The sequence below is a fragment of the Phytobacter sp. RSE-02 genome (assembly GCF_040578655.1).
In the GTDB taxonomy this organism is placed as follows: domain Bacteria; phylum Pseudomonadota; class Gammaproteobacteria; order Enterobacterales; family Enterobacteriaceae; genus Phytobacter; species Phytobacter diazotrophicus.
This window is the reverse complement of record NZ_JBEULY010000002.1, coordinates 366,748-389,338: the sequence shown is the minus strand read 5'-3', so window position 1 is coordinate 389,338 and position 22,591 is coordinate 366,748. Positions and strand designations below refer to the sequence as shown.

Annotated in this window: 20 protein-coding genes; 12 read left to right on the top strand and 8 right to left on the bottom strand. The window is 51.8% G+C overall.

Features of this window, described 5'->3' with window-relative positions; genetic code table 11:
• Positions 1 to 11 precede the first annotated feature (11 nt).
• The 5 genes from pspD (at position 12) to tyrR (ending at position 4,881) form a co-directional block, all read left to right on the top strand.
• Positions 12 to 230, top strand: coding sequence for a phage shock protein PspD (gene pspD / locus ABU190_RS05430; protein ID WP_039076956.1), 219 nt, complete (start codon positions 12 to 14; stop codon positions 228 to 230).
• Positions 231 to 321: 91 nt separating this feature from the next.
• Positions 322 to 636 carry a thiosulfate sulfurtransferase PspE gene (gene pspE / locus ABU190_RS05425; protein ID WP_079497516.1) on the top strand — a complete coding sequence of 105 codons (315 nt, stop codon included), beginning with the start codon at positions 322 to 324 and terminating at the stop codon, positions 634 to 636.
• 112 nt (positions 637 to 748) lie between these two features.
• A complete protein-coding gene (locus ABU190_RS05420) occupies positions 749 to 2,146 on the top strand; it encodes a YcjX family protein (protein WP_079497544.1) in 1,398 nt (465 codons plus the stop codon).
• The gene (locus tag ABU190_RS05415; protein WP_193796074.1) at positions 2,143 to 3,189 is read left to right on the top strand and encodes a YcjF family protein; all 1,047 of its coding nucleotides are present in this window, start codon (positions 2,143 to 2,145) and stop codon (positions 3,187 to 3,189) included. Before ABU190_RS05420 ends, ABU190_RS05415 begins: the two co-directional genes overlap by 4 nt.
• 150 nt (positions 3,190 to 3,339) lie before the next feature.
• Positions 3,340 to 4,881 carry a transcriptional regulator TyrR gene (gene tyrR / locus ABU190_RS05410; RefSeq protein ID WP_132439331.1) on the top strand — a complete coding sequence of 514 codons (1,542 nt, stop codon included), beginning with the start codon at positions 3,340 to 3,342 and terminating at the stop codon, positions 4,879 to 4,881.
• Positions 4,882 to 4,923: 42 nt separating this feature from the next.
• Here the strand turns inward: tyrR and tpx are convergent, their stop codons facing one another.
• Positions 4,924 to 5,430 (bottom strand): thiol peroxidase, encoded by a 507-nt coding sequence (gene tpx, locus ABU190_RS05405; protein ID WP_132439330.1) that lies wholly within the window; start codon positions 5,428 to 5,430, stop codon positions 4,924 to 4,926.
• 117 nt (positions 5,431 to 5,547) lie between these two features.
• On the opposite strand from tpx, the gene ycjG reads away from it, so the two are divergent.
• Complete coding sequence (gene ycjG, locus ABU190_RS05400; RefSeq protein ID WP_354690648.1) at positions 5,548 to 6,522, top strand: L-Ala-D/L-Glu epimerase; 975 nt, start codon at positions 5,548 to 5,550, stop codon at positions 6,520 to 6,522.
• Here the strand turns inward: ycjG and mpaA are convergent.
• A complete protein-coding gene (gene mpaA, locus ABU190_RS05395; protein WP_039076961.1) occupies positions 6,504 to 7,217 on the bottom strand; it encodes a murein tripeptide amidase MpaA in 714 nt (237 codons plus the stop codon). The genes ycjG and mpaA overlap by 19 nt on opposite strands.
• Positions 7,218 to 7,404: 187 nt before the next feature.
• On the opposite strand from mpaA, the gene ABU190_RS05390 reads away from it, so the two are divergent.
• Both ABU190_RS05390 and ABU190_RS05385 read left to right on the top strand, forming a co-directional pair.
• Entirely contained in the window at positions 7,405 to 9,021 is a 1,617-nt protein-coding gene (locus tag ABU190_RS05390) for an ABC transporter substrate-binding protein (RefSeq protein ID WP_354690647.1), read from the top strand.
• Between the two features lie 341 nt (positions 9,022 to 9,362).
• Positions 9,363 to 9,551, top strand: coding sequence for a YdiH family protein (locus ABU190_RS05385; RefSeq protein ID WP_354690646.1), 189 nt, complete (start codon positions 9,363 to 9,365; stop codon positions 9,549 to 9,551).
• 55 nt (positions 9,552 to 9,606) lie between these two features.
• Here the strand turns inward: ABU190_RS05385 and ABU190_RS05380 are convergent, their stop codons facing one another.
• The gene (locus tag ABU190_RS05380; RefSeq protein WP_354690645.1) at positions 9,607 to 10,827 is read right to left on the bottom strand and encodes a sensor domain-containing diguanylate cyclase; all 1,221 of its coding nucleotides are present in this window, start codon (positions 10,825 to 10,827) and stop codon (positions 9,607 to 9,609) included.
• 143 nt (positions 10,828 to 10,970) lie between these two features.
• Positions 10,971 to 12,338 (bottom strand): diguanylate cyclase, encoded by a 1,368-nt coding sequence (locus tag ABU190_RS05375; protein ID WP_354690644.1) that lies wholly within the window; start codon positions 12,336 to 12,338, stop codon positions 10,971 to 10,973.
• A gap of 456 nt (positions 12,339 to 12,794) precedes the next feature.
• Between ABU190_RS05375 and ABU190_RS05370 the strand changes: the two genes are divergently transcribed.
• Both ABU190_RS05370 and zntB read left to right on the top strand, forming a co-directional pair.
• Positions 12,795 to 13,991: a methyl-accepting chemotaxis protein gene (locus ABU190_RS05370; protein WP_354690643.1), complete on the top strand. Its 1,197-nt coding sequence runs from the start codon at positions 12,795 to 12,797 to the stop codon at positions 13,989 to 13,991.
• Between the two features lie 133 nt (positions 13,992 to 14,124).
• A complete protein-coding gene (zntB, locus tag ABU190_RS05365; RefSeq protein WP_039076965.1) occupies positions 14,125 to 15,108 on the top strand; it encodes a zinc transporter ZntB in 984 nt (327 codons plus the stop codon).
• Positions 15,109 to 15,566: 458 nt separating this feature from the next.
• On the opposite strand, the gene ttcA is transcribed toward zntB, so the two are convergent.
• The 4 genes from ttcA to nifJ all read right to left on the bottom strand — a co-directional run bounded on the left by ttcA (position 15,567) and on the right by nifJ (position 21,085).
• Positions 15,567 to 16,502: a tRNA 2-thiocytidine(32) synthetase TtcA gene (gene ttcA, locus ABU190_RS05360; protein WP_039076966.1), complete on the bottom strand. Its 936-nt coding sequence runs from the start codon at positions 16,500 to 16,502 to the stop codon at positions 15,567 to 15,569.
• Positions 16,503 to 16,646: 144 nt separating this feature from the next.
• Positions 16,647 to 16,742 carry a YoaK family small membrane protein gene (locus ABU190_RS05355; protein ID WP_139153700.1) on the bottom strand — a complete coding sequence of 32 codons (96 nt, stop codon included), beginning with the start codon at positions 16,740 to 16,742 and terminating at the stop codon, positions 16,647 to 16,649.
• A gap of 482 nt (positions 16,743 to 17,224) precedes the next feature.
• The gene (locus tag ABU190_RS05350; protein WP_193796080.1) at positions 17,225 to 17,437 is read right to left on the bottom strand and encodes a KTSC domain-containing protein; all 213 of its coding nucleotides are present in this window, start codon (positions 17,435 to 17,437) and stop codon (positions 17,225 to 17,227) included.
• 123 nt (positions 17,438 to 17,560) lie between these two features.
• Positions 17,561 to 21,085, bottom strand: coding sequence for a pyruvate:ferredoxin (flavodoxin) oxidoreductase (gene nifJ / locus ABU190_RS05345; RefSeq protein ID WP_354690642.1), 3,525 nt, complete (start codon positions 21,083 to 21,085; stop codon positions 17,561 to 17,563).
• Between the two features lie 559 nt (positions 21,086 to 21,644).
• Between nifJ and ABU190_RS05340 the strand changes: the two genes are divergently transcribed.
• Together ABU190_RS05340 and ABU190_RS05335 are read left to right on the top strand one after the other, a co-directional pair.
• The gene (locus ABU190_RS05340) at positions 21,645 to 22,115 is read left to right on the top strand and encodes an Hsp20 family protein (protein ID WP_354690641.1); all 471 of its coding nucleotides are present in this window, start codon (positions 21,645 to 21,647) and stop codon (positions 22,113 to 22,115) included.
• A 225-nt stretch (positions 22,116 to 22,340) separates the two neighbouring features.
• A complete protein-coding gene (locus ABU190_RS05335) occupies positions 22,341 to 22,538 on the top strand; it encodes a hypothetical protein (protein WP_354690640.1) in 198 nt (65 codons plus the stop codon).
• Positions 22,539 to 22,591: the final 53 nt, after the last annotated feature.

The window sequence follows — 22,591 nt, the reverse complement described above, 5'->3', positions numbered from 1 at the left end:
GGTATCAGGCAATGGCAACCTGGCGACAGGCTACACAGAAAGTTAAACCGGGGATGAAAATCGCCGGGAAAGTTGTCCTGCTGGCCGCGTTGCGCTATGGCCCGGCAGGGGTTGCAGGCTGGGCGGTGAAATCGGTGGCGCGACGCCCGGTAAAAATGTTGTTGGCTTTTGCGCTTGAACCGTTGCTCAATCGCGCGGCGAGCCGATTCTCGAAACGCTTTATGAAGTAACCCGTTCGCAAAATGCGATAACAGCGCTACAACCGGGTTGTAGCCGGGCGTATAGTTGGCGAAGGAATTAACAAAACCAAAGGAAGGAAAGATGTTAAAACAAACGGTTATCGCCGCTGCGCTCGCTGCCAGCACGCCCACTTTTGCCGCGGAGCACTGGATCGACGTGCGGATCCCGGAGCAGTATCAGCACGAACATATTCAGGGCGCACTGAACATACCGCTCAGTGATATTCAGGCCGGAACCTTTTCGCCACTGGCAAAAGAGGACACCCTTTATCTGTACTGCAATTCCGGGCGTCAGGCGACGCTGGCCCAGGAGGCATTACAGCAAATGGGTTACCAGCATGTCATCAATATGGGCGGCATAGCCGGTCTGAATAAGCCTGTCGTTACCTCCAAATAAACCTTCTGGCGGCGGGGCATTCGCCTCGCTACCGTTGATATCTGCCGAAGTGCACCTCATTTCATATATTCTATGAATAAATTTTCTGATTTCATGGCGGCACGGAATGACGATTGAACGCTGGAAAAATGAACTTAACGCCCTGGTAAACCGGGGAATGGATCGCCATCTGCGGTTAGCCGTTACGGGGCTTAGCCGCAGCGGAAAGACGGCGTTTATCACCGCAATGGTGAATCAATTACTTAATGTTCATGCAGGCGCGCGGCTTCCCTTGTTTAGCGCGGTACGTGAAGAGCGACTGCTTGGTGTTAAACGCGTTCCTCAACGTGATTTTGGTATTCCGCGTTTTACCTATGACGAAGGGCTTGCGCAGCTCTATGGTACGCCACCCGTCTGGCCTACCCCGACACGCGGTGTCAGCGAGATTCGACTCGCGCTGCGCTTCCGGTCGCAGGAGTCGCTGCTGCGCCATTTTAAAGAGACCTCCACGCTGTATCTGGAAATAGTCGATTATCCGGGGGAATGGCTGCTGGATTTACCGATGCTGGCTCAGGATTATCTAAGCTGGTCACGACAGATGCGCGGCCTGTTACAGGGGCAACGTGGCGAATGGTCGCAGAAGTGGCAGGCCTTGTGTGAAGGGCTGGATCCTTTAGCGCCTGCCGATGAAAATCGCCTGGCAGATATTGCCGCCGCCTGGACAGATTATTTGCATCAGTGCAAACGCGAAGGGCTGCATTTTATTCAGCCGGGGCGTTTTGTTCTGCCCGGTGATATGGCCGGTGCACCTGCATTGCAGTTTTTCCCATGGCCCAATGTGGACGAAACGGGGGAAGCCAGACTGGCGCAGGCGGGCAAACACACTAACGCGGGCATGCTGCGCGAGCGGTTTAACTACTATTGCGAACATGTGGTGAAGGATTTTTATAAAAATTACTTCCTGCGTTTTGACCGCCAGATTGTGCTGGTGGATTGCCTGCAGCCGCTTAACAGCGGGCCACAAGCCTTTAATGATATGCGTCTGGCGCTGACGCAACTGATGCAAAGCTTTCATTACGGTCAGCGGACGCTGTTTCGCCGTCTGTTCTCGCCGGTTATCGATAAGCTGCTGTTTGCCGCCACAAAAGCGGATCATGTCACGCTCGACCAGCACGCCAATATGGTGTCGTTGCTCCAGCAACTGATTCAGGATGCGTGGCAAAACGCCGCATTTGAAGGGATCAGCATGGACTGCGTTGGTCTGGCCTCTGTCCAGGCGACCCAGAGTGGGCTGATTGATGTTAATGGCGAGAAAATTCCTGCTTTACGTGGCCACCGGCTGAGCGATGGTTCTCCCCTGACATTTTACCCAGGTGAGGTGCCGGCGCGTCTGCCAGGCCAGGCATTCTGGGAAAAACAAGGGTTTCAGTTTGAGTCCTTCCGTCCTCAGGCGCTGGATGTGGATAAGCCATTGCCGCATATCCGTCTGGACGCTGCGCTGGAATTTTTATTGGGAGATAAATTGCGATGAGTGAACCCCTCAAACCGCGTATCGATTTTGCCGGACCGCTGGAAGCGGAGACCGTCATGCAGGTCAAGGCCGCGCAAACATTCAGCGACGATCTGGCCGATAACTTCGCGCCAGTCAATCCCGACGAGATCCGCGAAGAAGGCCCGGCAGAAGCCGCAGTAGAAGCGGCGCTGCACCCGAAACGTAGCCTGTGGCGCAAAATGGTGCTCACCGGGATGGCGCTATTTGGCGCAAGCGTTGTCGGTCAGGGCGTGCAATGGGCGATGAATGCCTGGCAAACTCAGGACTGGGTCGCCATGGGCGGGTGTGCCGCTGGTGCATTGATTGTCGGTGCGGGCGTTGGGTCCGTGGCGACGGAGTGGCGTCGGTTATGGCGATTGCGGCAGCGAGCCCAGGCACGAGACGAGGCGCGGGAACTGCTTCACAGCCACGGTACGGGGAAAGGGCGCGCATTTTGTGAAAATCTGGCGCGCCAGGCCGGGCTTGACCATGCGCATCCTGCACTCCAGCGCTGGTATGCTGCCATTCATGAGACGCAAAATGACAGGGAAGTGGTCTCGCTATATGCCCATATCGTCCAGCCTGTACTGGATAACCAGGCGCGGCGTGAAATCAGTCGCTCCGCGGCTGAGTCAACATTAATGATTGCCGTCAGTCCGCTTGCGGTGGTGGATATGGCGTTTATCGCCTGGCGTAATCTGCGTCTGATTAACCGCATTGCCACGCTTTATGGTATTGAACTGGGGTATTACAGCCGACTGCGTCTGTTTCGCCTGGTGCTGCTCAATATTGCTTTTGCCGGCGCCAGTGAAATGGTGCGTGAAGTGGGGATGGACTGGATGTCGCAAGATCTTGCCGCACGTCTTTCCGCCCGTGCTGCGCAGGGGATCGGCGCAGGCCTGTTGACTGCCCGATTAGGCATCAAAGCCATGGAACTGTGCCGCCCGTTACCGTGGCTTGGCGATGACAAACCGCGTCTTGGCGATTTTCGTCGCCAGTTGGTGGTACAGCTCAAAGAGACGGTGCAAAAAGGTAAAGCGTGATGATTATAAATTGCGCGCTGCGCGTTTAACTTTACGGCACAGCGCCCACTTTTCCGCCATGCTGTCAATATTTCTTGACAGACATCTTCCTGCCAGACGGGAACTGACATATCATCCCGGCATTCGTTGATTATCTGGGGTGATATTTCCATGCGTCTTGAAGTCTTTTGTGAAGACCGACTCGGTCTGACACGCGAACTGCTGGATTTACTGGTGTTACGCGGCATTGATTTACGCGGAATTGAGATAGACCCTGTCGGGCGCATCTACCTGAATTTTGCTGCCCTGGAGTTCAATACATTCAGCAGCCTGATGGCAGAGATTCGCCGCATCCCTGGCGTAACCGATGTGCGCACCGTGCTGTGGATGCCTTCCGAGCGTGAGCATCGTGCGCTGAGTGCGGTGCTGGAGGCGCTGCCGGAACCCGTTTTATCGCTGGATATGAAAGGGAAGATTGAACTGGCGAACCCGGCGAGTTGCCAGCTATTTGCGCTGGACCAGAGCAAACTGCGCAATCACAACGCGGTACAGCTCATTTCCGGTTTCAATTTCACGCGCTGGCTGGAAAGCAATCCGCACAACTCTCATAGCGAACATGTTGCCATTAATGGACAAAATTTCCTGATGGAAATCACCCCGGTCCATCTGGAAGGCGAATCCGGCGAACCGGTTCTGACCGGTGCGGTAGTGATGCTGCGTTCCACCGTCCGAATGGGGCGTCAATTACAAAACCTTTCGCAACAGGATCTGGGCGCTTTCAGCCAGATTGTCGCCGTCAGTCCGAAGATGCGTCAGGTGATGGAGCAGGCCCGGAAGCTGGCTACGCTTACGGCACCGCTACTGATTACCGGTGACACGGGGACGGGTAAAGATTTGCTGGCACGAGCCTGCCATATGGCCAGCCCGCGAGCGGCGAAACCCTACCTGGCGCTGAACTGCGCGTCGATTCCGGAAGATGCCGTCGAAAGTGAACTGTTTGGTCATGCCCCGGAAGGGAAAAAGGGCTTTTTTGAGCAGGCGAATGGCGGTTCTGTGTTGTTGGATGAAATCGGCGAAATGTCGGCGCGCATGCAGGTTAAACTGCTGCGTTTTCTCAATGACGGGACTTTCCGCCGGGTTGGGGAAGACCATGAGGTGCACGTCGATGTGCGGGTGATTTGCGCCACCCAGCGCAATCTGGTGGAGCTGGTGCAAAAGGGGATGTTCCGCGAAGATCTCTATTACCGCCTGAATGTTCTGACGCTGAATCTACCGCCGTTGCGGGAGCGTCCGCAGGATATCATGCCGCTGACCGAACTCTTTGTTGCCCGCTTTGCCGATGAGCAGGGCGTTCCCCGGCCTAAATTATCGGCCGATCTGGGTAATGTTCTGACCCGTTATGGCTGGCCAGGCAACGTACGTCAGTTGAAAAACGCGATCTACCGTGCGCTTACCCAACTGGAAGGCTACGAGCTACGCTCACAGGATATACTGTTGCCGGACTTTGATGCCACTACCATGCCTGTTGGCGAAGATGCGATGGAAGGGTCGCTTGATGAGATCACCAGCCGCTTTGAGCGCTCGGTACTGACACAGCTTTATCGCAGTTTCCCCAGCACGCGTAAGCTGGCTAAGCGTCTTGGTGTTTCGCATACGGCGATCGCGAATAAACTACGGGAATATGGTTTGAGCCAGAAGAAGGGTGACGAGTAAGACGAATTGCCCGGTAAACAGGGTGTTACCGGGCAGACTTTATTAGCCTTTCAGCACTTCAAGTGCGGCAGCATAGTCAGGCTCATTGGTGATTTCATTCACCAGTTGGCTGAAAATGACATTGTCGTTTTCGTCAATGACCACCACAGCACGTGCCGCCAGACCTTTCAGCGCGCCTTCGGAAATGCCCACACCGTAGTTTTCCAGAAACTCCGTATTACGCAGAGTGGACAGGGTGATCACATTGCTCAGACCTTCCGCACCGCAGAAGCGAGACTGGGCGAACGGCAGGTCAGCGGAAATGCACAGAACGACAGTGTCGTTTACGCCTGTTGCCAATTCGTTAAATTTACGCACAGATGCGGCGCATACGCCGGTATCAATGCTCGGGAAAATGTTCAGAACTTTACGTTTTCCTGCAAACTGGCTCAATGCAACGTCAGACAGGTCTTTCGCCACGAGAGAGAACGGTGCGGCTTTGGAACCGACCTGCGGAATCTTACCGGCAACGGAAACTGGATTACCCTGGAAATGGACAAGCTGTGACATATATATCTTCCTGTTTACATATAGTTAACTTCGTCGCTAGTGTATTCTGAAAGCAAGGATCACGGCAAACCTAATTTCACATCTATAATCGTGGAAAAGGCGGCAGAGGAGAAAGGGATGAGAAGCGTTAAGGTTTATGATGAAACCTGGCCGTTACACACGCCATTTGTCATTGCTCGAGGTGCGCGCAGCGAGGCTCGGGTAGTGGTTGTTGAACTGGAAGAAGACGGAGTGAAAGCCGTAGGTGAATGCACACCATACCCACGTTATGGCGAGAGCGAAGCTTCGGTGATTGCGCAGATTATGACGATCCTGCCGCAACTGGAAAATCGTTTGACCCGCGAAGAACTCCAGACATTGCTTCCTGCTGGGGCGGCGCGTAATGCCGTTGACTGTGCGCTTTGGGATCTGGAAGCCCGGCGACAGGGTATGACGCTTGGGCAGTATGTGGGAGTGACATTGCCCACTATAGTCACTACTGCGCAAACCGTGGTCATCGGTACGCCTGAGCAAATGGCCGCCAGTGCCTCGGCGCTGTGGGAGACGGGGGCAAGATTGCTTAAGGTGAAGCTTGACGATCATTTGATCAGCGAAAGGCTGGTGGCAATACGTGCCGCTGCACCGGAAGCCACGTTGATCGTTGATGCCAATGAGGCCTGGCAAAGTGAAGGGCTTGCTGCACGTTGCCAGCTTCTGGCAGACCTTGGCGTGGCAATGCTCGAACAGCCCCTTCCGGCAGGCGATGATGCTGCGCTGGATAACTTTATCCATCCTTTGCCCATCTGTGCCGATGAAAGTTGCCACACGCAACGGGATCTTGCCGCGCTGGCGGGGCGCTATGAGATGGTCAATATCAAGCTCGATAAAACCGGCGGGTTGACAGAAGCGCTGGCGTTGGCCCGTGCGGCGGACGAGCAGGGTTTTGGCCTGATGCTGGGCTGCATGATCTGTACCTCACGCGCCATTGCCGCGGCACTACCTTTGGTGGGTGAGGTTCGCTTTGCCGATCTCGACGGCCCTACCTGGCTTGCGGTAGATGTCGAACCGTCGCTGCAATTCACCCCTGGTCAGCTTCATCTCTCCACATCATGACGCAGTAGCGCTGTCATCGCGCTGAGGTATTTCTCGCTGGCTTCATCGGCTGAAACTGGCGGGAATTCCAGTGTGATGCAGTGCAAATTCATATCTGCGCACCAACTACCGAAAGAGCCGGGTGTTTCGTAGCCAACACTGGTGACCAGCGGTAAATTAAACGCCTGCGCCAGCCACTGACCAAAGGCGCTGTTGCGTGGATCTTCCACACAGGCCAGCGGATCGTGAAACGACACCACCCAGGCGGGGCGGACCTGGTGAATCAACTGGCACAATGCTTTAGTTTCAGGTTCGGAGCCGGGGGCATCACCTGTCGATAACACCACATCACGCGCTTCGGCGGCGCTGTTCCAGCGGTAAACCGTTTCGCCAGGTTTCCAGTTTGCGGCCGGAAAATTACGATTCAAATCCACGCCGCTGGCATTCGCACGCAGGCCAAGCTGGCAACCATCCGGATTGACGGCCAGCACAACATGGTGTCGACGAAGTTCTGGTTTCAATGTCCGCAAGGCGCAGGAAAGCGTCACAATAGAAGAATTTTCATCACCATGGGTTCCCGCAATGATAAGCCCGCTGGCATGTGAAGCTTCGGTTGCCGGAAACCAAATGAGCGGGGCACCTAACAGAGAGTGTCCGTAATATTCGCTACCGGAAGGAAAGGCGCCCCGTTCCGGGCGTGGGCGTGAAGCAGGCATAGTCATCCTTATTCTGGTTGGCTTATTGCAAGTGTTGGGCATATTTCTCGCCTGGGCAAATTATTGCTGTATTCAGGCAAAAAGGAATAGCCGTCAACTTTCCATCGACGAAAATTTGCATTCGCTCTTTCTAAAACAAATAATTACCTCATCTTTCGTTTTGCTTCAAAACATAAAAGGGGATCTCATGAAGCATCCTGTCTCGTTGCTCAGTTGTGCGCTTTTACTCTGTGGTTTTTCCTCATCGCCCTGGGCTGCGGATGTTCCGCAGGGCACAGTGCTGGCTCAGAAACAGGAGTTGGTTCGCCATATTAAAGACGAACCCGCATCGCTTGACCCGGCGAAGGCGGTAGGGCTGCCGGAGATTCAGGTCATTCGCGATCTGTACGAAGGCCTTGTCAATCAGAATGAGAAAGGCGACATCATCCCTGGCGTGGCCACCAAATGGCAGACCAGCGATAACCGCGTCTGGACATTCTCCCTGCGTAATGATGCAAAATGGTCCGACGGCACGCCGGTCACCGCACAAGATTTTGTTTATAGCTGGCAGCGCCTGGTCGATCCGAAAACAACGTCACCTTTTGCCTGGTTTGCGGCGCTTGCAGGAATCACCCACGCGCAGGATATCGTTGATGGCAAGGCGACGCCGGATAAACTTGGCGTGACGGCGGTCGATGCCCATACGTTGCGGGTGCAACTCGATAAGCCGTTGCCATGGTTTGCGAACCTGGCTGCGAATTTCGCCTTTTACCCGGTGCAGAAAGCCAATGTTGAAAGCGGCGCTGACTGGACGCGTCCAGGCAACCTGGTCGGCAATGGCGCTTATGTACTGGAAAACCGGGTGGTGAATGAAAAAATTGAACTCAAACCGAATACCCATTACTGGGATAACCGTAAAACCGTCATTCAGAAAGTGACATTTGTGCCGATCAATCAGGAAACGGCGGCGACAAATCGCTATCTTGCCGGGGGAATTGATATCACGGAGTCCTTCCCGAAAAACCAGTACCAGAAATTGCTCAAGGAGATTCCGGGTCAGGTTTACACCCCGCCGCAGCTCGGCACCTATTACTATGCCCTTAATACGCAAAAAGGGCCGACAGCCGATCCGCGTGTACGTCTGGCGCTGAGTATGACCGTTGACCGCCGCGTGATGGCTGAGAAAGTGCTGGGAACCGGGGAAAAACCGGCATGGCGATTCACTCCGGACGTAACGGCAGGCTTTAAACCACAGCCTTCGGCGCTGGAAAAGGTGAGCCAGGCGGAGCTCAATGCCCAGGCGAAAACCCTGCTCCAGGCCGCGGGCTATGGCCCACAACGCCCGCTGGAACTGACGTTATTGTATAACACCTCCGAAACGCATCAGAAAATCGCGATTGCGGTGGCGTCAATGTGGAAAAAGAATCTGGGCATTGATGTCAAACTACAAAACCAGGAGTGGAAAACATATATCGATAGCCGTAATACCGGCAACTTTGATGTTATCCGCGCCTCATGGGTGGGGGATTACAATGAACCGTCTACCTTTCTGTCGCTGTTGACATCCACTCATAGCGGCAACATCGCACGTTTTAACGATCCGGCATATGACAAGGTCATGAATCAGGCCGCACAAGAGACACAGGCCGAAGCCCGCAATGCGGATTACAATGCGGCCGAGAAGATCATCGCGGAAAAAGCACCTATCATTCCTATCTATCAATACACCAATGGTCGCCTGATTAAGCCGTGGCTTAAAGGCTATCCCATCACTAACCCGGAAGATGTGGCGTATACACGCACAATGTATTTGATTAAGCACTGAGTTTTCTGACGGTATAACGTCTTTGATATCCCCGCTGGCGCTAATACAGCGCCAGCACCGCGTTTTCCCATAGGCCGATGCTGCCATCAAAGAAAGGGGGGGTGTCATGTGGCTGGGGCGGGAGAAGTGCCAGGAAAAGTGTTAAACGGGCTGTGTCCTCGCAAAATTCATAAAAGTTAACTCATTTATTTCGCTATTCCCGGCGCATCATAACTCTCTGAATTTTATTGACTGCCTTGCACGAAAATAAGTGTGTAGACGAACGCGCATACGACTTTGGTCAAAAAATGGTCGAAATAATGTGTTATAGTGATTATGTTTTAACCACATATGAGGATTATATGCACACCGAATTAGACCCCACTCAGTTGGCAATTGAATATCTCCGTCGCGATAAAAGCGAATTGACGCCTGCGGAATACCTTAAGAAATTAAAACAACTCAGGCTGGAATTCGCGGATTTGCTGACGCTCTCGCATAGCGAGCTGAAAGAAGAGATCGATTTTGCCTGGCGAATGGGCATCCACTAAAGAACGCCCATCGTTGAAAAGCGCCCTCGGCAGGGCGCATTTTTTTGTCTCGAATTCAGGCTGCCAGCACCTTATTACGCCCACTGTTTTTTGCGCGGTACAGCGCTTCATCCACACGCTTAAACAGATCGTCCAGCGACTCTCCCGCCAGATGGCGAGCCACGCCGATACTCACAGTACATCCCGGAAGTTGGGGAATATTGATACTGGCGACGGCCTCGCGTAACTGTTCAGCGATGCCAATAGCGGTTTCCTCTGTCGTGTGGGGCAACAGCAACAGAAACTCTTCGCCGCCCCAGCGGAAAACATAATCTCCGCGTCGGCAATGTTGCTCAAGCGTGCGGGAAAGTTGTATCAGGACTTCGTCACCCTTCTGATGACCGTATTGATCATTGATGCGTTTAAAGTGGTCGGTATCGACCAGCAACAGGCTGAAATCGAACGCGGTCGGCATAATCTGTTCAGTCAGATGGTAGAACTGCCTGCGGTTCAGCAGACCGGTGAGTAAATCGCGGTGTGCGGCAAATTCCAGCTCCTGCTCAAGGCGTTTCTGCTCAGTAATATCGTGAATAATGCATAGCATCAGTCGATCATTATAGATTTCAACCGGACCAGCATAGGTCTGAACATGGCGGGTTGAGCCATCAGCCAGCCTGTGTACAAAATTGAGCGGTTTATGGCCGCCAGGCAGATGGGCGATTTCAGCCATCACTGGCAAAATACCACGTCCGAGGGTGTTGATCTCCCAGGTGTGCTTTTGGCACATCTCATCGTACGAGTAGCCGTAAAAACGCAGTGCAGCAAGATTGGCATCAACGATCAGACCATCTCTGGCGGGATCGATAAGCAGAATAGGTGCGGAGTTGGTATAGAAAAAACGGGCATAAAAGCCTTGTTTGCGATGGCGGTATGTTGTAGAACGGCTGGCTTTAACTCTGGCGGATGTTCCCGAGGATAATCCTTCAAAAAATATCACTTCTCCTATACCGCTGAGTTCGCGCAGGGAGGCTTTACAACTTAAACTCACCTCTTCGCCATCAATGTAAACAGTCCATACTTCGATAATATTTTGCTCGCCCCTGAGACCCGGCAGGTACATCGCCAGGCTGTGCTGTGCATATGCCGAATATGTACCAGTTCGCAATTCCCGTACTGAACGCTCAGCAGTCAATTTCTTCGCGGTTGCGTTGGTGAAGAGCAGTTCTTCTGTATCGGGTGAAACCACCCAAACGGGTGTCGTCAACAGGTTTAGCGCATCCAGGCGATCTGTAAGCATGGATTTATCCCCTTATTGTGCGCGTCGCTTTAGTCTTTGTAACTTATCGAATAATAACTTTTTCGGCAGTTTTTTTATCAGGCTTGAGGAAAATCTAACGCAAAAAAATGTGAATTGATATGTATCGTTGCAATAAGCAAACTTTACTTTTGGTTGATTGATATATCAGAGAGGAAAAAAGGAGTGTTTGCCGCATTGTGGGTTATTGCCGGATGCCAGACTTCCCAGCCATTACGCCCATTTTGTTTGACACGATACATCGCGGCGTCTGCTTTAAATTTCAGATCCTGAACGGTGTCACCGTGCAGAGGATAAAAACTGATGCCCACACTTAATGACACGTTTATGACATGCCCTTGTTCGTAAAACGGAAAATGAATACTGTCTACCAGTCTTTTTGCCAGCGTGGTGATTTCCTCATCTATACAATCAGGTACCAGCAAAATAAACTCATCGCCCCCAAGACGTGCCAGCGTCATTTTTGCATTGACGCAGGTCGAAAGTCTTACGGCGACGGACTTTAATAATAAATCGCCAACGTGATGTCCAAATGCATCATTGACCTGCTTAAAACGGTCAAGATCCATAAACAATACGGCAAATCGCTGCCGCTGGGCTGCTGCGCTGGCAAGGCAGGCATCCAGTAAAATATCGAATTGAATACGATTTGCCAGGTTGGTCAGAGGGTCGAAATGGGCCTGCATCTCCAGTTGATGATTCAACTGACGCAGGCTCTCTGTGAGCCGCGAGGTGCGGATTTGGGAGTCAATGAGTGAAATAAACAGCATTATTCCCAGTACAATCAGCGTGGAAGTAGAGACCCAGATCGAAAGGCCGGTTTCGCTCACGCTGGTATGTGTAGAGTAATAGGCGGTACTGCGAACAATAATTCCAGTGCTGTCTTTTCCATTACTAAACTCAACGGCGCTCATCGCCACATAATGCATTGCACATATCGTAATTCCGAGAACGAGACCCGCGAAAACCCGATAGATAAATGCGCCGTGATGGTTGAACTGGCGAACAAAGGCAAGCCATAGCGAAAAGCCGGAGGCAAAAAAAGCAATGGTTACAGAGAGGATGAGACGCGGCGTGTTCCAGTAGAGAGTGACGTAATCGGTGAGGGCGGCCATACCGAGAGCATGCATTCCCACTATGCCCAGACACAATAAACAGGTCGCCAGTATAAGGCGTTTAAAGGGCAGTATTTCTTCGCTGACAACAACGTTGATGGCCAGTGTTGCGGCAATTAAGGCAACAACGAAGGAAGCAATGGTTAACACTAAGTCGTAATGCATCACGATAGGCATGCGCATTGCCAGCATGCCAACAAAATGCATCGACCATATTCCCATGCCTAGTGTCGCACCACCACAGAGTCGCCAGAACAGCGCGCCACGAACGGTGGATGAAAAAATTTTGCTGGCGCTATCCAACGCCACAAATGAGGCAATGAACGCCACAACAAAAGAAATACCGATAAGTATGGGGTCCCACGATACATAAAGCATTATGCATTTCACGCCCGCTGAAAAGGAAAGAGTTAATTCTAATTTTTATTCTAGCAGCTAACCTGATGAATTTATGTTGTTGGAAATATTTATTGTTTATACTGCTATTTAAGCTGAATTAAAAGTAAATTATTATTATCGGCATTCATATGAGTAACTTTAGGATTACGAATCATTTTAGCGCTGCTTAAATATAATTTAAGCAGCGTAATGAATTAAATTATTGAGATGGAAAGCTGCTTTTTGCATGGCGGGTTACCTCCTGACATGACAAGTTATTTAGATATCTTAACTTTAAAATTTGCAGCACCTCTGGGTTTGTGGATTTTAATGTCGCTCTTAAGTTAAATTTCAGTGAAGGTAAGCTAAACATGTCTTGCGATCAAATTCGGGATGAAAAAGTTATTTTCGAATGCTATAAGAATATTATCCCTCGTGAAGTATTGCTGGTGCCCCATGCTTAAAAATATTAGTGTAAGAAGCTTTATATTATCATTCCTGATTGTCTCTTTTTTCATTATCGATCTTTTAGTGATCGCCATCTCAAAAAATATGGCCTTATTTACAGCAATTAGCGTGGTTTCGGTAGCAACATTGGGTTTGCTTTGGCTGTATATGACGTATTATTTAGTCACACCAATTAATACTGTGAAGAAAAGTATCGAAGAGGTGACCGCTGGCAACCTGTCGATTACGATTCCCGAATTTGGCAACAATTGCGCCGGACGGTTAATTCCGGGCATTAATAGCCTTTCTGCAAGTATCGCAACGCTGGTTAATGAAATTCGTCTCTCTTCACAGAACGCAATGGATCTCTCCGATCAACTGGCATCGCGAAGCGGCGAGCTGTCGGTTAAAACTGAGGAGCAATCTGCGGCACTGGTGCAGACAGCGGCCAGTATGGAGCAGATAGCCAGTAGTACCCAAAATAATGCCGAAAACACGCGGCTTGCCAGTACCCGGGCAAACGACGCCAGTGCGAATGCGCGTAAAGGTGGCGACTTGATGGGGCAGGTGGCGAAAAATATGCAGTCCATTACTGACTGCGCGGGCCAAATGGCAGATATCATCTCTCTTATTGATGGCATTGCTTTTCAGACAAATATTCTCGCGCTGAACGCTGCTGTGGAAGCGGCAAGAGCGGGGGATCACGGTAAAGGCTTCTCTGTTGTAGCAGGAGAAGTCAGAGGCCTGGCGCACCGCAGCGCCGAAGCGGCCAAAAATATTAAGTCGCTGATTGCCGTCACCACGGAAAACGTCACACAGGGGGCGACAGTCGTCAACCAGGCTGAACAGAATATGCATGAAATTGTCTCCGGTGCGAGTGTGGTCAGCAAGTTAATGGGGGAGATTGCTGTATCGACCCTGGAGCAAGAAAAAGGCATTTCGCAGATTACACTGGCGTTATCTGAGCTGGAAAAAGTGACGCAGAGTAATGTCACTATGGTAGAAGAACTGGCGGGTTCTTCTGACATTCTGAAAAACCGGGTTATCGAACTGCAGGCTCGTACCTCTAAGTTCCGTCTGGCGGACAACCAGGTAAAAGACACTGGTCCCGTTACGACACTCTCAAGCGTTCCTTCCGAAAATCGTAGAAATCGTCAGGCAAGCCCTGCCATCGGTAACCAGGAAAATTACTGGCATTCGTTCTAATTTTCAGGTCATCCCGCCTCTGGCCCGCTCATGCGGGCTTTTTTTAATATTTGTAACGAATTCAGCATGATGGTTGCTTAACGGGCGCAGAGAGCTAGACTGACAACAGCACTTATGTTGATTGGGAGGCGCTGTGGAAGCGATCAAAGGAACGGATGTTGATATTCCGGATGCGGTTTTCGCCTGGCGTCTGGATGGAAAGGGCGGAGTCAAACCGCTGGAACCGGATGATGTGATTGATGCACAGCATCCTTGCTGGCTGCACCTGAATTATACCAATCAGGAGAGCGCGCAATGGCTCGCATCAACGCCGCAGTTACCTAATAGCGTGCGTAACGCGCTGGCCGGTGAAAGCCTGCGTCCACGTGTCAGTCGCGTAGGGGAAGGTACGCTTATCACGCTGCGCTGCATTAACGGCAGCACAGACGAGCGCCCGGACCAGTTGGTGGCCGTACGTGTTTATATGGATGAACGGATGATTATCTCAACGCGTCAGCGTAAGGTGCTGGCGCTGGATGATGTCGTGAGCGACCTGGAGGAAGGGACCGGGCCGACGGATTGCGGCGGCTGGCTGGTGGATGTTTGTGATGCATTGACCGACCATGCCAGCGAGTTTATTGAAGAGCTACACGATAAGATTATCGACCTTGAGGATAATTTGCTTGATCAGGAGATTCCCCCCCGAGGTTTCCTCGCATTACTGCGTAAACAGTTGATCGTGATGCGACGTTATATGGCGCCACAGCGCGATGTTTTTGCCCGTCTGGCCAGCGAGCGGCTGCCGTGGATGACCGACGATCAGCGTCGCCGTATGCAAGATATTGCAGACCGACTGGGGCGGGGACTTGATGAGATTGATGCCTGTATCGCGCGCACGGCGGTGATGACGGATGAAATCACGCAAGTGATGCAGGAGTCGTTAGCGCGCCGAACTTACACCATGTCTTTGATGGCAATGGTCTTCCTGCCCAGCACCTTTTTGACCGGGCTGTTCGGTGTCAATTTAGGCGGAATACCCGGCGGTGGCTGGCGATTTGGCTTCGCACTTTTCTGCATTATGTTGGTCATCCTGATAGGGGGTGTTACCTGGTGGTTGCATCGTAGTAAATGGCTGTAAAATTTCACTTTTTTAACAAAAATTGAACATAAAAACGCCGTTTACTTTGAGCGATATCAATAAATGCTCTACGCAACCAGTGCAATATTGCACTCGCAGGTGAATGCAACGTCAAGCGATGGGCGTTGCGCTCCATATTGTCTTACTTCCTTTTTTGAATTACTGCATAGCACAATTGATTCGTACGACGCCGACTTAAAAGAGTCGGCTTTTTTTTGCCTCTCAGTTTGTCCGGTCTACCCTTAAAGGATGGCAACGCGAAAGAAGGAGGCGAAAATGCGTACATTAACCCCACTGCAGATGAGCGACCCACTTCCGACAGACCCGGTTCCAGTGCCTGACCCTATACCAAAACCGCAGCCCATTCCCGACCCGCCGTTCGACCCGGACCCTCGACCAATTGTCGATCCACCGCCGCACAGATAGAAAAAAGCCCTCTGTGAAAGAGGGCTGATGGCTTACTTGATTTCAAGTATATCGAGGCGACTGGCAGCGAAATCGCCGTCGTCTTCATCAGGCTGCCAGCCCGCTGGCCGTAAAGGGATCTCTTCGCGGTCAAAGGCGAGGTCGCCACCGTCCACCACCGCAGAACCGTGATGAATAGATTTGAAATCAAACAGGGTGGTATCGCTCAGATGCGAAGGCACCACGTTTTGCATCGCACTGAACATCGTCTCAATACGCCCAGGATAACGTTTATCCCAGTCGCGCAGCATATCGGCAATAACCTGACGTTGCAGGTTCGGCTGTGAACCGCACAGGTTGCAGGGAATGATAGGGAATGCTTTTGCTTCGGCAAAACGCTCGATATCTTTTTCGCGGCAGTAAGCGAGCGGGCGAATCACGATATGTTTGCCATCATCGCTCATCAGCTTAGGCGGCATGCCTTTCATTTTGCCGCCATAGAACATGTTCAGGAACAGCGTTTGCAAAATGTCGTCACGGTGATGGCCCAGCGCGATCTTAGTGGCGCCCAGCTCAGTGGCCGTACGGTACAAAATGCCGCGACGCAGGCGTGAGCAGAGCGAGCAGGTGGTTTTCCCTTCCGGGATTTTCTCTTTTACGATCCCATAGGTGTTCTCTTCCACGATCTTATATTCGACACCCTGCTGGTCCAGGTACGCTGGCAGAATGTGCTCCGGAAAGCCCGGTTGTTTCTGATCGAGGTTGACCGCCACAAGGCTGAAATTGATCGGCGCGCTTTGTTGCAGATTGCGCAGAATTTCCAGCATCGTATAGCTGTCTTTACCGCCGGAGAGACAGACCATGATGCGGTCGCCTTCTTCAATCATATTGAAGTCGGCAATCGCCTCGCCCACATTACGGCGCAGACGTTTTTGCAGCTTGTTCAGATTGTATTGTTCTTTTTTGGTAATTTCTTGATTTTGCGACATGAAAAAAAGGCTCAATTCAGGTGTTCAACGTCAACCAGGCATGCCTGACCAACAGATATGGGCGCTAAAGCGAGATTGTAGCAATGCTTGACGGCGAATACAGGATTTTTATCGCGGAGACGATGGCAGGAATGAATGCCGCTATTAGCCCGGCGTAGCGTAGCCACCGATAATAAACCAACTGAGAAATGCGACAGCGACGATAAATACGATGATGGGGAAAGCAATACCCAGTCTCATAACTGTTCTCTAATGCCAGAGGTGAAAAAGCAGAAGAGCACATTACCCAAACCGGATCGGCTCTGCAAATGTTATAACGCGAAAAATGACTATTGCTTAACGGCTCTCACCAGAATGACCGTTATTAGCACTTATTGAGGCGTTCAGCGGTAAGAGGAAAGGGCATTGCCGTTACGTTGAGGGAACATAACGGCGGACAAAGACAGGTATTCAGGATCTGCGGTTAGTCAGCACAAGGCTGAACTTCTTCCATTGGTTTTCGCGCTGACGCTGCAGGCTCCAGTGAATCTGCATCGTGCGGCGAGTTCTGCTTAATTTCATTCAATCGTTCTCAATGGCTAAGGAGTCGTCAGACCAATGTTCAGGTCTGAACATGAGTATGGCGCACTTATTTGACAGTTTTATATCAGCGGCGTCTGTTTGGCAGGATTTTCAGACAATGCGCCACTTTTTTACGCGTATTGTGAGGTTTTGCCTGTCTTTCAGGCCACTTTCTTTTCCGGAAATTTGCCTTTCACTACGCCATCGTAATAACGGCCTTTCGATACAACCGTCAGAAATACTGTGAAAATTCTTTCCGGCACGCCGTGGTACTGCCAGGTACTTTTATCGTGAAAACGGACTTCCAGCGTGTTTGTGCGTTCATCATAGCCAATGGACGCAATACGGGAGGATTTTACGGGATGGTGTCGCATGCTGGGTGTCCTTTACAACTCGGCGCGGGGAAGGTTTATCATCCACCAGATGCGCCGTCTGTTGCAAGACGCACAGAAATAAAAAGCCTGCAAATATGCAGGCTTTTTGTTCAACTTATCTTGTTATTCCGTCGAGCTTTTTTCCGATTTTCCTGCCATTTGGGCGAGGAAGTCATAGCGTTTTTGCAGATCGGCGGCGGCATCTTTCCAGAGCTGTTCTGCCACTTCCGGTTGCTGGGCGTTAAGCCGCCTGAAACGTTGCTCGTTGAGCAGCGTTTCGGCCAACGCATCAGACGGTGGACGGGAATCGAGCGCCAGCGGCAATTTACCTTCATCCGCACGGCGCGGGTCGAAGCGATACAGTGGCCAGAAGCCGGTAGCCGTAAGTTGACGCATCTGATCATGACTCAACGCCAAATCATAGCCATGTTCCTCACAGGGACTATAGGCAATGATCAACGACGGTCCAGGGTAGGCTTCCGCTTCCTGAATCGCTTTTACCGTCTGGTTGAGCTGCGCGCCAAGTGAAATCTGCGCGACATAAACATGGCCGTACATCATCATACTGACGCCAAGATCCTTACGTGCCTTACGCTTGCCATGTTCACCAAACTTGGTGACCGCACCAAGCGGCGTGGCTTTGGATGCCTGACCGCCGGTGTTGGAATAACATTGCGTATCGAGCACCAGGATATTGACGTTCTCGGTGAGGCTGAGCACATGATCCAGTCCGCCGAAACCAATGTCATAGGCCCAACCGTCGCCGCCAATCAGCCAGATCGATTTCTCGACCAGCGCATCAGCATCGGTTAACAGTTCTTTGGCTTCCTCGACACCGGCCAGTGCCTGACGCAGCGAGGCAACCTGTTCACGACGCACTTCCGGTGTCGCATCAGCATGCAGCGCATCGTTGAGTTCGCCTGGAATATGCGCGGCGAACTGTTCCAGCAGGCGCATCACGCGTTTGCGGTGCTGATCGACCGTCAGGCGGAAGCCCAGACCAAACTCGGCGTTATCCTCAAACAGGGAGTTCGCCCATGCCGGGCCACGTCCTGCCGCATCAGTGGTATACGGTGTGGACGGTAAGTTACCGCCATAAATCGACGAACACCCGGTGGCGTTAGCTATCAGCATGCGATCGCCATACAGTTGGGTTAACAGCTTGATGTACGGCGTTTCGCCGCAGCCGGAACAGGCGCCGGAGTATTCAAATAGCGGGCTGATAAGCTGCGAGGTGCGAATATCGATACGTTCCAGTTTACTGCGGTCAATTTCCGGCAAATTGAGGAAGTAGTCGAAATTCACTTTCTCTTCTTCAACGTGCTCCAGACGCGACATCATATTGATGGCTTTGATTTCCGGGTTCTGACGATCTTTGGCCGGGCAGACTTCCACGCACAGGTTACACCCGGTGCAATCCTCTGGCGCCACCTGCAACACGTACTTCTGTCCGCGCATATCACGGGATTTCACATCCAGTGAATGCAGACTTGCCGGAGCCTGTTCCATCGCTTCGGGTGAAACCACTTTGGCGCGAATGGCTGAATGTGGGCAGGCCGCAACGCAGTGGTTACATTGCGTACAGAGATCCTCTTTCCAGACAGGGATCTCTTCGGCAATGTTGCGTTTCTCCCAACGAGTGGTGCCCATCGGCCATGTGCCGTCTGGCGGCAGCGCAGAGACGGGCAGGGCATCACCCAGGCCTGCCAGCATGGCGGCCGTAACGGTTTTAACGAAATCGGGGGCGGCATCGGAGACCACTGGCGGGCGGGGCGCGCTGGCCGGATTCACCTGTTGTAGCGGAACCTCGAACAGCGATTCGCGCGCCATTGCCAGTGCCTGCCAGTTGCGCTCAACCAGTTCCTGGCCTTTGTTGCTGTAACTTTTGGCAATGGCCCCTTGCAACTCCGCCAGCGCGCTGTCGCCTGGCAGGATGCGGGTCAGATGGAAGAAAGCCATCTGCATTACCGTGTTGATTCGTGCGGCCAGGCCACATTCGCGGGCAATTTTCGCGGCGTTAATGACGTAGAAATGGGCTTGCTTTTGGTTCAGCACGGCCTGAACTTCCTGCGGCAGTCGATCCCACACTTCGTCGGCACTGTACGGGGTATTGAGCAGGAAAATGCCGCCAGGTTTCAGGCGCTCCGCCATCTGATATTTATCGATAAACTGCAATTGATGGCAGCCAACGAAATCCGCCTGCGAGACCAGATAGGCTGAGCGAATCGGGTGCTCACTGACGCGCAGATGCGAAACTGTCAGGCCGCCCGCTTTTTTGGAGTCGTAAACAAAATACCCCTGTGCATACCACGGCGTTGAATTACCAATAATCTTGATGTTGTTCTTGGTGGCTGAAACACTCCCGTCACTGCCAAGTCCATAAAACAGGGCTTCCAGTCGGGATTTTGATGGCAACGTATTTTCCGGCAATGGCAGCGACAGGTTTGTCACGTCATCATAAATGCCGACGGTAAAACGCGGTTTAGGTTTGCTGGCGCGCAGTTCATTGAAGACGGCCAGAACGCAATCCGGGCCAAACTCTTTGGATGATAATCCGTAGCGTCCACCGATAACACGGGGCAGGGTTTCACGTTCGCCGCCATTAAAGGCTTCTGCGAGCGCGGTCATCACGTCCAGATAGAGAGGTTCAGCCAGCGCACCTGGCTCTTTTGTGCGATCGAGTACGGCTATGGTTTTTGCCGATTCCGGTAAGACGGCAAGCAGATGCTGCGCGCTGAACGGACGGAACAGGCGCACTTTCAGTACGCCGACTTTCTCACCGCGGGTGAGCAGTTCGTCGACGACTTCTTCACAAGTACCAATTGCCGAACCCATCAGGATAATGACGCGCTCCGCCTGAGGATGTCCGTAATACTCAAACGGCTTGTACTGACGTCCGGTGGCGACGGCAAACGCATCCATAGCCTGCTCAACGTGGTCATAGACGGCGTTGTACCAGGGGTTAGTCGCTTCACGTGACTGGAAATAGGTATCCGGGTTGGCGGAGGTACCGCGAATGACCGGGTGTTCAGGATTGAGCGCACGGGAACGGTGGGCATCAATCTCGTCCTGTGGCATCAGGGCGCGGATCGTATCGTCAGAGAGCGGTACAATCTTGTTAATTTCGTGCGAGGTACGAAAGCCATCAAAGAAATGAATAAACGGCACACGGCTTTTTAGCGTCGCGATATGTGAGATCAGCGCAAAGTCCTGCGCCTCCTGCACACTCCCCGCACAGAGCATCGCGCAGCCAGTCTGACGGACAGCCATCACATCGGAATGATCGCCGAATATAGAGAGCGCATGGGTAGCAACCGTACGGGCCGCCACGTGCAACACGAACGGCGTGAGCTGACCGGCGAGTTTATACAGCGTCGGGATCATCAGTAACAGACCCTGCGACGAGGTAAAAGAGGTAGAAAGCGCGCCCGTTTGCAATGCACCGTGTACCGCAGCAATGGCCCCGGCTTCTGATTGCATCTCCACAACGCGTGGCGTATCACCCCAAACGTTATTTAGCCCATTCCCTGCCCAGGCATCTGCCTGCTCAGCCATGGTTGAACTGGGGGTAATAGGATAGATGGCGATAACTTCACTGGTGCGGAACGCCACCGAAGCGACCGCGCCATTACCGTCAATAGTGATCATATAGAAACTCTCATTGCTTAAATGTCAGTTTTAAAGCGGCTTTATGCTTGCATCGCGACTCTCTGGTGTACCACCAGGGCAGTTACAAGCATTTTTTTATTAAATAGATTTATCAAATTCGTTCTGGTGTATGTTCGCTTCGCTTTCAGGGTTATGACTCGCAGTCCGTTTTCTTTCCATACCTGCCGCCGCCCCTCATCATGCTTTCAGTCAGTATAGACAGCCAGGAACCAAAGGTTTTTGATCTCATGGGCTTTAGCGAAAGTTATAAGCCTGAGAAATGTATTGTATTCCGTCGTTCAGGCGCTGGTCGTAACCTGTTGAGCATGTCGCGCTATGTCCACTCCCGGAAAATAGCGCAATTTTGTGATCGCCATTTTCCCTTGAGTAGCACTAATTCGTTTTGCGAGGATGGCATGCGAATGTCTGTAACGGGCCGCAGGAAAAAATTTTTTCTTCAGGGCTTGAAAAACCGTTTTCGGCGCTTATTTTTATCAGCGGACAAGCCACGCTTGCCTTTAACTTGAACTTTTGAATCCAACATTCAGGAGGTTAATTTATGGCACTCAGAACCTTGTCAGCACTTCCGGGCTTTTCTGATTCTGTCTTTGCTGACCGATTCAACCGTATCGACAAACTTTTTAGTCAGTTAACCGGGGACTCGCCTGTCTCGGCGTTACCGGCCTATGACCTGAAAAAAGTCGACGAAAATAACTACCTTCTAAACGTAAGCGTTCCAGGCTGGAAAGAAGACGAGCTGGAAATCGAAACCGTGGGCGGCACGCTCCATATCTCTGGTAAACGTGCGGTTAACGACTCTCAGGATGAACAAGGGTGGATTTACAGAGGGATACGCCGTTCTGATTTTCGGTTAAGTTTCTCGCTGCCAGAGCATGCTAAGGTCAGTAATGCGAAACTGGAAAGCGGCCTTTTAGCGGTGAATATTTACCAGGATATTCCTGAACATGAAAAACCCAGGAAAATTGCCATTGAGAACAGTCAAAAAGTGATTGAGCATCACGCCGGATAATTTCCGTTAATAGTTTGTCTGTCGTGGGCCCGCTTTGGCGGGCCTTTTTTTGTACACGCAATCTGCCTTTTATCAGGGGATCCGCAGGGGCCTGTTGGCGCGCAATGTCTTTTCTGCCTATGCAGTTGCTCACAGCTTCCTGGATACGTTTAAACATCGCATACAGCTTTTTACTTTTGCTCCCGCAATATAGCCGCTGCAAGTTATCAACTTACAGGGTCATTGATGATGGGTAAGACGTTAAGAACGGCGTGGTTTTTACTGATTTTATCATTGGGCTCGGCGGCGGCTTACACAGAACAGCCTCCGGTTCTTCTGCAAGGGCATAATAATATTGTCCGGCATTCCTCAGGAGATGCCGAAAACCCGGATGAACATGTCCGGGAATCGATGGAGCAGTTCTTCCGTAAGGCACAACGCTGAAAGGGTATGCGAGTAAACGTCTTTGTGAACCTGTCCATCTGACAGGTTTTTTA

What these genes read in the sequence shown, in the direction of transcription:
- pspD (WP_039076956.1), top strand. Translation starts at nt 12, where the DNA reads ATGGCAACCTGGCGACAGGCTACACAGAAAGTTAAACCGGGGATGAAA.
- pspE (WP_079497516.1), top strand. Translation starts at nt 322, where the DNA reads ATGTTAAAACAAACGGTTATCGCCGCTGCGCTCGCTGCCAGCACGCCC.
- ABU190_RS05415 (WP_193796074.1), top strand. Translation starts at nt 2,143, where the DNA reads ATGAGTGAACCCCTCAAACCGCGTATCGATTTTGCCGGACCGCTGGAA.
- tyrR (WP_132439331.1), top strand. Translation starts at nt 3,340, where the DNA reads ATGCGTCTTGAAGTCTTTTGTGAAGACCGACTCGGTCTGACACGCGAA.
- tpx (WP_132439330.1), bottom strand. Translation starts at nt 5,430, where the DNA reads ATGTCACAGCTTGTCCATTTCCAGGGTAATCCAGTTTCCGTTGCCGGT.
- ycjG (WP_354690648.1), top strand. Translation starts at nt 5,548, where the DNA reads ATGAGAAGCGTTAAGGTTTATGATGAAACCTGGCCGTTACACACGCCA.
- mpaA (WP_039076961.1), bottom strand. Translation starts at nt 7,217, where the DNA reads ATGCCTGCTTCACGCCCACGCCCGGAACGGGGCGCCTTTCCTTCCGGT.
- ABU190_RS05390 (WP_354690647.1), top strand. Translation starts at nt 7,405, where the DNA reads ATGAAGCATCCTGTCTCGTTGCTCAGTTGTGCGCTTTTACTCTGTGGT.
- ABU190_RS05385 (WP_354690646.1), top strand. Translation starts at nt 9,363, where the DNA reads ATGCACACCGAATTAGACCCCACTCAGTTGGCAATTGAATATCTCCGT.
- ABU190_RS05380 (WP_354690645.1), bottom strand. Translation starts at nt 10,827, where the DNA reads ATGCTTACAGATCGCCTGGATGCGCTAAACCTGTTGACGACACCCGTT.
- ABU190_RS05375 (WP_354690644.1), bottom strand. Translation starts at nt 12,338, where the DNA reads ATGCTTTATGTATCGTGGGACCCCATACTTATCGGTATTTCTTTTGTT.
- ABU190_RS05370 (WP_354690643.1), top strand. Translation starts at nt 12,795, where the DNA reads ATGCTTAAAAATATTAGTGTAAGAAGCTTTATATTATCATTCCTGATT.
- ttcA (WP_039076966.1), bottom strand. Translation starts at nt 16,502, where the DNA reads ATGTCGCAAAATCAAGAAATTACCAAAAAAGAACAATACAATCTGAAC.
- ABU190_RS05355 (WP_139153700.1), bottom strand. Translation starts at nt 16,742, where the DNA reads ATGAGACTGGGTATTGCTTTCCCCATCATCGTATTTATCGTCGCTGTC.
- ABU190_RS05350 (WP_193796080.1), bottom strand. Translation starts at nt 17,437, where the DNA reads ATGCGACACCATCCCGTAAAATCCTCCCGTATTGCGTCCATTGGCTAT.
- nifJ (WP_354690642.1), bottom strand. Translation starts at nt 21,085, where the DNA reads ATGATCACTATTGACGGTAATGGCGCGGTCGCTTCGGTGGCGTTCCGC.
- ABU190_RS05340 (WP_354690641.1), top strand. Translation starts at nt 21,645, where the DNA reads ATGGCACTCAGAACCTTGTCAGCACTTCCGGGCTTTTCTGATTCTGTC.
- ABU190_RS05335 (WP_354690640.1), top strand. Translation starts at nt 22,341, where the DNA reads ATGATGGGTAAGACGTTAAGAACGGCGTGGTTTTTACTGATTTTATCA.